Annotated in this window: 11 protein-coding genes and 1 pseudogene; 1 reads left to right on the top strand and 11 read right to left on the bottom strand. The window is 65.7% G+C overall.

What is annotated here, in order from left to right; all coding sequences use genetic code 11:
* The coding region (gene yfcF / locus AYR66_RS13360) for a glutathione transferase (RefSeq protein ID WP_141104244.1) at positions 1–553 on the bottom strand (553 nt) is incomplete at its 3' end.
* A 224-nt stretch (positions 554–777) separates the two neighbouring features.
* Complete coding sequence (locus AYR66_RS13355; RefSeq protein ID WP_088707884.1) at positions 778–1,665, bottom strand: LysR family transcriptional regulator; 888 nt, start codon at positions 1,663–1,665, stop codon at positions 778–780.
* A gap of 159 nt (positions 1,666–1,824) precedes the next feature.
* On the opposite strand from AYR66_RS13355, the gene AYR66_RS13350 reads away from it, so the two are divergent.
* Entirely contained in the window at positions 1,825–2,436 is a 612-nt protein-coding gene (locus AYR66_RS13350) for a glutathione S-transferase family protein (protein WP_088707883.1), read from the top strand.
* 28 nt (positions 2,437–2,464) lie between these two features.
* On the opposite strand, the gene AYR66_RS13345 is transcribed toward AYR66_RS13350, so the two are convergent.
* The 9 genes and pseudogenes from AYR66_RS13345 to AYR66_RS13305 all read right to left on the bottom strand — a co-directional run.
* Entirely contained in the window at positions 2,465–3,838 is a 1,374-nt protein-coding gene (locus tag AYR66_RS13345; RefSeq protein ID WP_088707882.1) for a SidA/IucD/PvdA family monooxygenase, read from the bottom strand.
* Between the two features lie 51 nt (positions 3,839–3,889).
* Positions 3,890–4,891: an alpha/beta fold hydrolase gene (locus tag AYR66_RS13340; RefSeq protein ID WP_088707881.1), complete on the bottom strand. Its 1,002-nt coding sequence runs from the start codon at positions 4,889–4,891 to the stop codon at positions 3,890–3,892.
* A gap of 10 nt (positions 4,892–4,901) precedes the next feature.
* Positions 4,902–6,878, bottom strand: a complete 1,977-nt coding sequence (locus tag AYR66_RS13335) for an alpha/beta fold hydrolase (protein ID WP_088707880.1) — start codon at positions 6,876–6,878, stop codon at positions 4,902–4,904.
* Positions 6,879–6,880: 2 nt separating this feature from the next.
* Complete coding sequence (locus tag AYR66_RS13330; RefSeq protein ID WP_088707879.1) at positions 6,881–8,161, bottom strand: NAD(P)/FAD-dependent oxidoreductase; 1,281 nt, start codon at positions 8,159–8,161, stop codon at positions 6,881–6,883.
* A gap of 34 nt (positions 8,162–8,195) precedes the next feature.
* Positions 8,196–9,044, bottom strand: a complete 849-nt coding sequence (cysE, locus tag AYR66_RS13325; RefSeq protein WP_088707878.1) for a serine O-acetyltransferase — start codon at positions 9,042–9,044, stop codon at positions 8,196–8,198.
* A gap of 36 nt (positions 9,045–9,080) precedes the next feature.
* On the bottom strand, positions 9,081–9,353 hold the full coding sequence (locus AYR66_RS28895; protein WP_088707877.1) for an acyl carrier protein: 273 nt from the start codon (positions 9,351–9,353) through the stop codon (positions 9,081–9,083).
* A 14-nt stretch (positions 9,354–9,367) separates the two neighbouring features.
* Complete coding sequence (locus tag AYR66_RS13315) at positions 9,368–10,978, bottom strand: amino acid adenylation domain-containing protein (protein ID WP_088707876.1); 1,611 nt, start codon at positions 10,976–10,978, stop codon at positions 9,368–9,370.
* Positions 10,979–11,001: 23 nt separating this feature from the next.
* Positions 11,002–11,460 carry a GNAT family N-acetyltransferase gene (locus AYR66_RS13310; protein ID WP_088707875.1) on the bottom strand — a complete coding sequence of 153 codons (459 nt, stop codon included), beginning with the start codon at positions 11,458–11,460 and terminating at the stop codon, positions 11,002–11,004.
* Positions 11,447–11,769, bottom strand: a pseudogene (locus AYR66_RS13305) (hypothetical protein); the annotation flags it as partial. The pseudogene AYR66_RS13305 and the gene AYR66_RS13310, both read right to left, overlap by 14 nt.

Raw genomic sequence — 11,769 nt, 5'->3', positions numbered from 1 at the left:
CCTCGTCGCCGTTGGCGACCAGGCGGTTGAGCATCAGGGCGAGATCGGTGTCGGCGATGCACCACTCGCCGAACAGGTTGCCGGAGCCGCCGCCGAGTAGCGTGCCGGCCACGCGGAACAGGCGGTCGACCGCCGCCTTCGCCTCGTCGGAGAGCGGCTGGTCCTTCCTGCCGAAATAGATCAGGTCGGCGGGGCGCTCGCGACGCACGACCAGCAGGTCGCTGCGCAGCCAGGCCTGGAGCTGGCGCGCGCGTGCACGGTCCCTGGCATCCTTCGGCAGCACCCGCTTGTAATCGGGCGCGGCAAAGGTGTCGTCGAGATATTCGGCAATCGCGGACGACTCCGACAAGGCAAAGCCGTCATGCACCAGGGTCGGCACCTTGCAGGTGAGCGACAGGTCGCGATACGGCGGCTGGTAGTTGTCCTTTGCCTTCAGATCCACTGTGCGGACTTCAAATGTCAGTTCTTTCTCGGTCAGCGCAACGAAGGCCGACATCGCAAATGCGCTGACGTAATCCGCGCCGACATACAACGTCAAATTCTGGTCCTGCATGGGAAATTCTCCTCACGGTAAAACGGGAAAAGGGAGGTGCTGCTATCGGCGTGAATAAGTTGGGAAACCGACAAGACGAGTGTGCGCGCGCGGGCGCACTGCGCCCAGATGAAAAGGGTCAGGTGACTGGAGTCAGGGGGAGGGGATACCTGACCGGAGTCAGGCTGGCGGGGCGGCGGGGAGAGTGCGAAGGCGGGATGGTGCTGCACCGGGCAGCGAGAGCACTACACCGCCCCAAACCTCTCCACCACGAAATCGACAAACGACTTCAGCTTCGGCGTCATGTTGCGGCTGGAGGGATAGAGGATATGCATCGGCTGCGCCGGCAGCGCGTGACCGGGCAGCAGGCGCACCAGCCGGCCCTGGTCCAGGTCTTCGGACAGCAGCACCTCGGGCTGCATGATCACGCCCATGCCGCACAGCGCGGCGGTCTTGAGCGCCTGGCCGTTGTTGACGCACAGGTTGCCGCTGACCGCGACTTCATCGCTGCCGTCCTCGCCGATGAAGGTCCAGTGCTTCTGCGATGCGCTGTACTTGAATCCCATGCAGTTGTGGCCGGCAAGCTGTTCCGGCGTGGCGGGCGTGCCACAGCGCGCGAGGTAGTGCGGCGCCGCGCAGACCACCATGCGGTAGGGCGCCAGCGGACGCGCCACCATGCTCGAATCGGGCAGGCTGCCGATGCGGATCGCGGCTTCGATGCCCTCTTCCACCAGGTCGACCACGCGGTCGTTGAGCGACAGCTCCACCTTGACCTCGGGATAGCGCGCCAGGTACTCGCTCAAGCCCTTGACCAGCGCATTCGCGCCGAAGGACACCGGCGCATTGACGTGGAGCACCCCGCGCGGCACCTGCTGCATCTCGCCGGCGCAGGCTTCGGCCGCCTCCACCTGGGCCAGCGCCGCCTTGCTGCGCTCATAGAAGGTGCGTCCGATCTCGGTCAGGCTTTGCCGGCGCGTGGTGCGGTTCAGCAGGCGCGCGCCCAGCCTCTCCTCCAGGTAGCGCAGGTGCTTGCCCACCATCGTCGGGGAGATGCGGCAGGCATCGGCCGCCGCACTCAGGCTTCCCTTTTCCACGACACAGACGAATACTTCCATGCACGCCAGTCTATCCATGGATTGCACACTCCTGGTTTTAAGTTATTGAACTATTGCCGAGTTTATCGAATCAAGGTTGCCAATCATACTGGCGTCGCTGGGAAAAACGCAAAAACGGGAAAATCCCGACGCGCCGGGAACGCGCCGGGAAACGGAAAGAAAGCAAAGGGAGGGACGATGATCAGCGTTTTCGGAATGTCCGATTCAGGCAACTGCTACAAGCTCAGGCTGGCGCTGGAGCAGCTGCAGGTGCCGTACCGGTGGGAAGAGGTCGACAGCGTGAACGGCGGCACGCGCACGGCGGAATTCCTTGCGATGAACCCGAACGGCAAGGTGCCGACGGTGCGGCTGGAAAACGGGGAATACCTGAGCGAGTCGAACGCGATCCTGTTCTACCTCGCCGATGGCAGCGCGCTATGGCCGCAGGAACGGCTGCTGCAGGCGCGGGTGCTGCAGTGGATGTTCTTCGAACAGTACAGCCATGAACCGTATATCGCCGTGGCGCGCTACATCTGCCGCTTCCTGCCGCCGGACCATGCGCGCCGGGCGGAACTGCCCCGGCTGCATGAACGTGGTGCGCAGGCGCTGCAGGTGATGGAGACGCATTTGTCGCGGCAGGATTTCTTTGGCGGCAGCGCGTATTCGATTGCCGACATCGCGCTGTTCGCCTACACCCACAAGTCGGCGGAGGGCCGCTTCGACCTTGCGCCCTACCCCGCCATCAGGCGCTGGATCGAACGCGTCGCCGCCCAGCCCCGATTCGTGCCCATGGTCGCGGCAGGCGCATGATGCCCCGCGCCTGCCCGCCATCCGCAGCTCATGCCGCGAGTGCAAGGTCGTCCTCCTTCTGCACGGTGCGCAGCGACATGGTTACCTTGGCGGCGGCCGGCACCGCATTGAGGCGGCGTTCCAGCGATTCGACGATGACCTTCGAACGCAGCGACAGCAGGCTGAACGAACCGGCATCGCCCATGCCGTGCGCGGATTCGCACAGGCCGTTCATGTAACAAGGATTGTCGGACCGGACCGTATGCAGCATCTTGACCGTGTAATCGCTGTTGACCTGGATGACGCCGCCTTCGCCCTTCTCCGCATAGGGCGCAAGGGGCGCGAAGATGGCCGGGTGGCGCTCGTCCTGCGGACCGGTGCCGAGATTGCGGAAGCCCGTGGCCAGCACCACCAGGTCAAAGTGTTCGGCGCGCTCGTCCGGCTGCTCGATCTGGGTGTAGCGCAGCGTGGCGCCGCCCTCGTCGGTCTCGACGCCGAGGATGTCGGCGCTGCGGCGGATGGACAGGCGCTCGCGGTTCTCCACCTTCTGCTGGTACATCTTCAGGTACAGCGCATCCAGCACATCCGAGTCGGTCGCGGAGTAGTTGGTGTAGTGCAGGTTCTCGGCCAGCCGCGCCTTCTTGTCCTTGTCCAGCGAGTAGAACAGATCGACAAACTCGGGGAAGTACACCTCGCCGGTGAACGGGCTGGTGTCCTTGAGGCGGAAACCGAAGCTGCGGTTGAAGCCCACCACTTCCGCATCCGGCAGCTCGTCGGCGAGATGCACCAGGATCTCTGCCGCACTCTGGCTGCCACCGACCACCGCCACACGCTTGGGCGGCGTGCCGGCTTCCTGCAGCGCCTTGAGCGTCGGGATGTAATGGTTCAGGTGGATCACCCGCGGCGTCAGCTTGTTGGCGAACACCGGCGGAATGAACGGCGTACGTCCCGGCGCCAGCAGCAGCGAGCGTCCGCAATGCACGTCACCGTCCGCGGTCGACACCTCGTAATGCCCCTTCCCGCCGTTGGCGCTGTCCGCGGCGACATAGCGCACGTTCTGCACTGAGGTGTTGTACTGCACCTGGTGCGAGAAGTGTCCCGCCACCCATTCCACGTATTGCGAATACTCGGCGCGCAGCGGATAGGTGCGTCCCAGGTTCAGGAACTCGAACAAGCGCCCCTTGCTGAACAGGAAGTTGGTGAAGGAATACTGGCTGCGCGGATTGCGCGGCGTCGCGAGATCGCGCAGCGGATGGTTCTGGATGTCGGACTGGCCGAACTGCATGCCGGGCTGCCACTTCGAAGTCGGCGCGCGCTCCAGGAAGCGCATCGAGAGGCCGGTATCCAGCTCTTCGTTCGCGATGGCGACTGCAATGTTTGCGGGACCAAAACCAACACCGATGACGTCGAGGACTTGTTTCATTTTGAGCTCCAGTAAAAGATAGATTTAAAAAGATTCAGAAAAAAATTCGATTCAAAGCGGCAGCCTCTTCAGCCAGCCGCGCATGTCGGCGGCAACCGCGTCCGCCCGTTCTTCGATCAGGTTGTGGCCGGTGTCCGGATAGGTCACCAGTGCCGTTCCCTGCCATTCCTTTGCAAAGCGCCGTCCGTACGCAGGCGGCAGCCAGGTATCCGATTCGCCCCACAGCACCAGGCCGGGAACCCGCAGTGCGCCGATCTGCTCATGGCCGTCGAAGGCCACAGACCGCATGCGCGACAGCATCGCGTCACGCGCCCCTTCGCGCAGCAGCAGGCGGTGGTAACGATCGACCAGTTCCGGCGTCGCCTGCGCCTGATCGGCGAAGACTTCCCTGACGTTTTCCTCCACCACGAAGCGCGGCGTCAGGCGCGACAGCACCTCGCCCACCACCGGCACCTGCGCCAGCCGCCATACCAGCGGGCTGGGCGCGGGATAACCGGTGGAAGCCGCCAGCACCAGGCCACGCACCCGCTGCGGGTCCTGCAGCGCATAGCGCCATGCGACCTGGCCGCCGACCGAATGCCCGGCGATCACCGCCCTGTCGATCCCCAGCGCATCGAGGAAGGCGCGCAGGTAACCGATGTACGTATCGATGCTGTAGTCGTTGCCGGCATCGAATCCCGACAGGCCGGAACCCGGCAGGTCGACCCGCACCACGCGATTGGTGCTGCGCAGCTGCCGCGCCACTCCCTCCCATGCGTGCAGCGAGGCGCCCGAGCCATGGATCAGCACCACCACCGGGCCCTGGCCTTCATCGACGTAGTGCAGCGGCACACCCTTGACCGCGATGAAACGCGACTGCGGCAAGCGGTATTCGGCGCGCACCTGCGCATCCGGCAGGTCGGGCCGGTACAGCGAACCGGCGCCGAGCAGCAGCGCCGCCGACAGCAGCACGGCGGCCGCCTTCTTCCAGCGCGGCCTGCCTTGCGCGACCGCCGGCCAGGGCGGAGTCAGCAGCGCGCCGACCGGGGTATAGGAAACGTCAAGCTTGTTCATTGCTGCTCCCTTATTGCCAGGAGGCGGCCAGCGGCATGGCGGCCGCAGGTTCGCGCAGGAAGGACACGACGCGCTCGCGCAGGTCCTGCCGGTTGTAGAAGGTGAAGTGGTCGCCGTCGCGCGCAACTTCCAGCTGCGCGCCCGGTATCAGCGCAGCCGCCCGGCAGGTGCCGTCCGGATGCGCGGTGCTGTCGCCATGCGCGGTCACCAGCAGGGTCGGCGCGGCGATCCTGCCGAGCCACTTTTCCGGCGCGTCATCGACGAAGCGCGTCACCATGCGGGCATAGCGGTACACCTCTTCCACGCCGCGCGTCGGCATCGCGATCAGGTGCTGGTAGGCAGGATCGGTCTGGCCCATCATCTGCTCGACCTTGCGCTTGAGCATCTGGTCCGCCCAGCTGAACATGAAGCTGCGCTGCTCCTGGCTGAACACCATGTTGAACATCATGCGTGCGGTGCCGCGGCTGCTCGCCACCTTGGGCATCAACAGCTTCATGTTCTTCTGGAACTTGCTCAACTCGCTGCCCTTGAGCATGAAGCTGCCGTGCAGCAGCGCCAGCGAGGTCACGAAGCCGGGTGCCCGGGCCGCAGCCTTGGCGGCGACCAGCGCGCCGGTCGACCATCCCGCCAGCGCGGCCTGCTCGACACCGAAAGCCCTGGCGACCGTGAACACGTCATCCACATAGGTATCGGTGCCCACATCCATGGCGTCGAACTGCTGCGCATCACCGCTCATGTCGGGCAGGCCGCGGCAATCCCAAGTCAGCACGCGGTGGGTGCGGCGCAGGGCAACCGCCAGCGGGAACCAGACATCGACCGGCATGCCGTAGGCGTTGGCCAGCAGAACCGCCGGTTTGCCTGCGTCGCCGCATTCATAGGCGACCAGCTCGCCGCCGCCGGGCCGTTGCAGACGGTGCATGCGGAACAATTCATCCAGCCCGCCGTACTTCAGCTCGCGCAGGCCGGCCTCGACGTAGTTGAGCATGTCCGCATCGCTCATCTCCGCATGCGGCGCACGGGCGCGTTCGAACAGCTTGTCGTTGCGCGTATAGCCCTCATAGAAGCGCAGGCGTTCGGACTGCGTGCCTTCCTGCAGCCGGATGGCGGACAGGCCGAGGCGGCCGGCAAGCATGTCCATCAACACCGCCACCGGAAAATCGCGGCTGTTCACGAGATGGTGCACGCGGCAGCCGGGAGTGGCGGGCTCGCCGGCAATCGCCAGGAAATCGTCGAGCATGTCGTCCACCGGCACGAAATTGATCCGGCCCTCCCGGCCCGGAAGGACCAATACGTCCTGCCCTGCACGGCGCGCCGCCTTCGCGATGCGCTGCAATTCACGCATCAATCCGTACAACCCGGTGCGCGAGCCGCCGGTGGTCTTCGACGAACGCGGCCCGACCACCACCGAGGGACGCAGGATGTCGAGCGCGATGCCGTGCTGCGCGCAGAACTGTTCGGCCAGGTGTTCGGCCTGCGCCTTGGAGCGTTCGTAATCGTTGTTGAAGCTGGCCGCGTGATGCAGCGCCTCCGGCACGCGTCCGTCCATGGTGCCGGCGACATAGGCGGTCGACACCATCACGAAACGCCGCACGCCGAGTTCGCGTGCCAGTTCCAGCAGATGGCGCGTGCCGGCTACATTGACCTGGCTGGCGCAGTGTTCGTCATCGAAGGGCTGCAGGCTGGCGCCGACATGCCAGATCTCGTCGATACCGGCCAGTGCCTCGCGAGTCGCGTCCGACATGCCCAGCAATGGCACATCGAGATCGCCTTCGATCGCCTCGACGCGGTCGAGCAAACCGGTGGTATCGGCAACCGGCCTGTATGAGCAGGCTGCCTTGTGCAGTGCCTCGGCAAGGCGGTCTCGCGGCGATTCGCCGGCACGGCCGCGCACCAGCGCATGGACCGCGTGGCTGCCCGCCGCGCGCAGCAGCAGGTGGCTGCCGATGAAGCCGGTGGCGCCTGTCATCAGGATACGTTTCTGCGTCATGTTCAAGCCTCCACCGCGAGGACTGCGGGGGCCGGCTGCCGCCGCAACAGGTAGCCGACGTTGGCCGCCGCGATACGCAGCAGGTTGCGCGGCGACAGGAAGCGGCCGACGCCGATATGGCGGCCCATGAATGCATGCAGGTAGTTCGCGATCGTCTGGTCGTGCACGGCGGCGATCGAGATCATCTTCTCCAGAAGATTGGGGCTGCGTCCGGCCGAGCTGTCGGCGATGAAGAATTCATGGCCCCACAAGCGCTTGCGGTGCAGGCTGCGGTAATCCGCCAGGCACTTCTCCAGCGGGCGGGCACCGCGAAAGGCCGGCAGCACCGCATCAGCCATCCAGCTCGCGCTCTGCATCGCCCAGCCGCAACCGACACCCGACATCGGATCGGCCGAGATGGCGGCGTCGCCGACCAGCGCCATACCCTTCCACACCGAGGGACGGCGCGCATCGTCGAGCCGCAGCATGCCCTTGAAGCCGGTCACGCGTTCGGCCGCGCCGAGTTCGGGCGCTTCCGGCAAATCGGCATAGAAGCGGCGGAAAGCGCCGTCGAGGTCATCCTTCCACTGCGGCAGCTCGTCATGCGGCGCAAAGCAGCACAGCATGGTCAGGCCGTGGCCGAAGGGATAGGCAAAGCCCATCCCGCGGTCCTTCACCCAGAACTGCGAACGCTGGCCCGACTTGAGCGGCAGGTTGCGGTAATACGCGTAGTACACGAAACGCTTGTTGTCGCGCATCTTCGCCGGCACGCCGGCCAGTTCCGCCATGCGCGAACCGCGGCCGTCGGCGGCGACCACCAGCGGCGCGCGCAGCGACACCTCGGGGCCGGCGCCGGTCTGGCAGCGTACGCCGACGATGCGTCCGTCTTCCTCGATGAGCGTCTTCACCTGCATTCCCAGCATCAGTTCCACGCCCGGCGTCGACAGCGCGTTGGCGCGCAGGATGGGATCGAGTTCCTGGCGGCGGATCGAATAGCCGTGCGCCGGCAGGTCGCGGTTGACCTCGTCGCGGGTTGCCGCGATGCGTCCCCATTTGGTCCAGAAATCGGCGCTGTTGCGCACGCCGCCGGCCGCCTCGATGGCGTCCTTGATGCCGAGGCGCTCGATCACCGGCAAGGCGCTGGCCTGGATGAAGGTGGTGCAGATTTTCTTGTAATCGTCGATCGATGCCTTGCGTTCGAGGACGGCGACTTTCAGGCCGCCACGGCCGAGCAGGGTGGCCGCGGTGCAGCCGGCGACGCTGCCGCCGATGACGATGACATCGTAGTGTTGTTGTGCATTCATGTTCAGACGCTCCAGTCGGAAATCGGTCCCGGGTTCAAATCATGTAATCGACACCGAAGTCGTCGAGGAAGGACTGGTCCCCGGTCATTGCCGGCGGATCCTGGTCGTCCGCCATCGGGCGGTTGCGCGCCGGCACACCGGTCGCGATATGGCGCGGCGGCACATTGCGCAGCACCACCGCCCCAGCGCCTATCTTCGCGTTGTCGCCGATGCGGATGTTGTCCAGCAGCGTCGCGCCGGCGCCGATCAGCACGCCCGCCCCGACCTTCGGGTGGCGGTCGCCCTGCTTGTTGCCGCTACCGCCGAGGGTGACGTTGTGCAGTATCGACACGTTGTCGCCGATGACCGCGGTCTCGCCGATCACCACGCCGGTCGCATGGTCGATCATCACGCCGGCGCCGATGCGCGCAGCCGGATGGATATCGACACCGAAAGCAGCCGAGGCGGCGCTTTGCAGCGCCAGCGCCGAGAACTGCTGGCCGTTGAGCCAGTAGTGGCGGGCCACGCGATAGACCTGCAATGCATGGAAGCCCTTGAAGAACAAGAAGGGCGCCGACAGCGAGTAGCTGGCCGGATCGCGATGCACGATCGCGAGCAGGTCCTTGACCATGACCGCGAGCAGTTCCGGGTTCTCCGCGTAGGCCTGCTGGCACAGCTTGCGTACCGACCATTCGCTGACGCCGTTGCCGCCCATGCGGCTGCCGAGGAGCAGCGCGGCGGCATCGGCCATGCTGCCGTTCTGCAGCGCCATCTTGTCGAGGAAGGAAGAGATGACCGGATTGGCGGTGCGCTGCTGTTCCACTTCCGCCAGGATGTCGTTCCACAGCACGTCGGCGTCGGACAGGGTGGTGGCCGGTTGGGTGATGATGTCGATGGTGTTCATTGCAAAAGCTCCTGTCAGTTGAAATTCAATGGGTTGTCATGCTGTTGCTTCGAATGCTGCTTCCTGCACAAACTTCACCAGGTCGCCCAGCGTGGCCGGCGGCGCCATGCCGTCCGACAGCAGGGCCAGGCGGCCTCCTGCGATTTCGTCGAGGCGGACGATGATGTTCACCAGCGCCAGCGAATCGATGTCCAGGTCGGCCAGCGGCGTGCCGCCGTCCCCGTGCGGAACCGCGCGTCCCAGCACTGCCTCGACCGTCTCCCGCACCAGTTGCCAGGCGCGTCCTGCTTCCTCATGCTTGATTGCCACGTCGGATCTCCTTGTCAGGCCGCCAGCGCATCGAAGGATGCGGCGCCCCGGTTGTTGAAATAACTGGCGCGCGACCCCGACACCGCCTGCTGCAGTGCCTGCAGCGCACCCTTGCGGTCGGCCTTGCCCGAACTCATCATGAATCCGCCTTCCGTCACCGCCAGCACGCGCGGACACATGTAGGGCGGCAGCAGGTTGGCGATCTCCCGGCGCACACTTTCCAGCCGCGCGCCGGACCAGGCATTGCCGCCGGCATAGAACACCACGCCGGCGATCACCGGCTGCCCGTCGCGTTCCACCAGGCCGACCACCGCGTTGTCCGCTTCGGTCACGCGCAGCAGCGCGGCCTGCACCTCGGTCAGGTTGATGCGGCGGCCGCTCAGCTTGACTTCGTGGTCGCGCCGGCCGTCGAACTGCAGTTCGCCATTGGCCAGGTAGTGGCACAGGTCGCCGGTGCGGTAATAGCGCTCCCCCGCGATGTCGGCGAAGGCGGCAGCGGTTTCCTCCGGCTTGTCCCAGTAGCCGTCCATCAGTTGCGGCCCGCCCAGCAGAAGCTCGCCCGTCACGCCCGGCGCCACGATCGACGCGCCCTGTTCATTGACCAGCAGGGTGCGCACCGTGGGCAGCGCGCGGCCGATCGGATAGAACTCGGTGCGGCCTTCCTCGGCCTGTTCGATCACGTGCACCAGGCTGATCGAGTTCACTTCCGTCGGGCCGTAGCCGTTGATGACGCGAATGCCCGGATAGCGCTGCAGCCATTCGTTGATGACCTTCACGTCGCATACCTCGGCCCCGGTCATCACCACGCGCAGCGCCCCCAGGTCATGCCGCCCCAGTGCGCTGCCGTCACCCGTGATCAGGCGCAGCACCGTCGCCACCGCGATCAGGTGGGTGATGCGGTAATCCTCCATGCGCTTGAGCAGCAGCGGCTGCAGCGGCAGGCCCGGCGTCAGCACCACGCCCGCGCCGAAGGACAGCGGCAGGAAGGTGTCCTGGATCGAAACGTCGAAATGGAAGGGCGCGTTGTTCAGGCAGCGCGATTGCGCATCGAAGCCGAGCACGCGGTTGTGGCCGTCGAAATAGGTCAGTACCGCGCCATGCGACATCACCACGCCCTTGGGTGTGCCGGTCGAGCCGGAGGTGTGCAGGATGTAGGCAGTGTCGCTTCGCGACCCGCCCTGCTCTTCCGGAAAGTCGTCCACCGGTTCCAGCGTGCGGATCCCCTCGAAGGACAAGGCGCGGATCGAGCCGAGCGTGTCCTTGTGGGCCGCCAGTTGCACTTCGGTGGCGATCACCAGCGCCGGACGGATGCTGTCGCGCAGCCAGGCGAGGCGGCCCGCCGGCGAACTCACGTCGACCGGCACATAGATCGCACCGGCCTTCCAGATGCCGATCGCGGCCGGCACGATCTCGGTGGTCTTTTCCGCCAGCACCAGCACGCGGTCGCCGCGTGCCACGCCGCTCGCGGCGAGGCGATACGCCACCGCGACGGCCTTGCGTTCCAGTTCCGAAAAGCTCAATGCGTTGCGGCCGTCGGTCACCGCCAGCGTGTCCGGCTGCGACAGCGCCCAGCGGCGCACGATGCCGCCCAGCGTCTGCATGTCTGCGTTGCAAATCTCATTCATGTTCCTGCTCCCGTATCAAAGTCCTATACCGTCATCGAGAAACGCGCCTTGGCGAGATGCGTCGCGCCCAGCCGCTGGTAGAAGCCGATCGCTGGCGCGTTCCCCGCGGGCGTCTGCCACTCCATGCGGTGCAGTCCGCCAGCCCTCGTCCAGTCCAGCAGCGCGGAAAACAGCCGCGTTCCCAGTCCCTGCCCGCGCGCCCATTCGCGCAGGTACAGGCAATCCATGTGCAAGTAGTGCTGCGCGCGCCAGGTGCTGTATTCCAGCGAACCTGTCACGTAGCCGGCCAGCCTGCCGTCCACTTCGGCGACAAAGCACTTGGCTGCGGGTTGTTCACCAAACAGGCTGGCCGCGATGTCCTGCGGCGAGGCCACGATGTCAGCCGCCGCGCCCTCGTACTGCGCATGCTCGGCAAACAGGGCCTGCAGTTCCTCGCAGTCGCCGGCCACCGCTTCGCGGATGGTGTGTTCAGACCTCGCCATCGAATCCTCCCTGCAGGTAGGCGGCGATATCGCCCTTGCCCCCTGCCAGCACCTCGCGCACCCAGCGGTCGCGTTCGTGCTTCATGACTTCCAGTTCCCACACACAGCAGGCGATGCGGCTGCCGGCGAAATCGCTGAAGGATTCAGCGCCCGGCGCCTGGTAAAACACCCGCGAGCCCAGCATGTTTTCGCCGGTCCACCAGTTGAGCAGGAAGAAGCTGCCGTCATTGGCTTCGTGCAAGATCAGGAAGGCGGCGCCGTAGACCGGGAAGTCGTGCCGCATGCCGTCCAGCAGCTGCGCCGACTGTT

The sequence above is a fragment of the Noviherbaspirillum denitrificans genome (genome assembly GCF_002211445.1).
Classification (GTDB): domain Bacteria; phylum Pseudomonadota; class Gammaproteobacteria; order Burkholderiales; family Burkholderiaceae_D; genus Noviherbaspirillum; species Noviherbaspirillum denitrificans.
The sequence above is the reverse complement of the archived record's forward strand: the minus strand, read 5'-3'. Positions and strand labels throughout refer to the sequence as shown.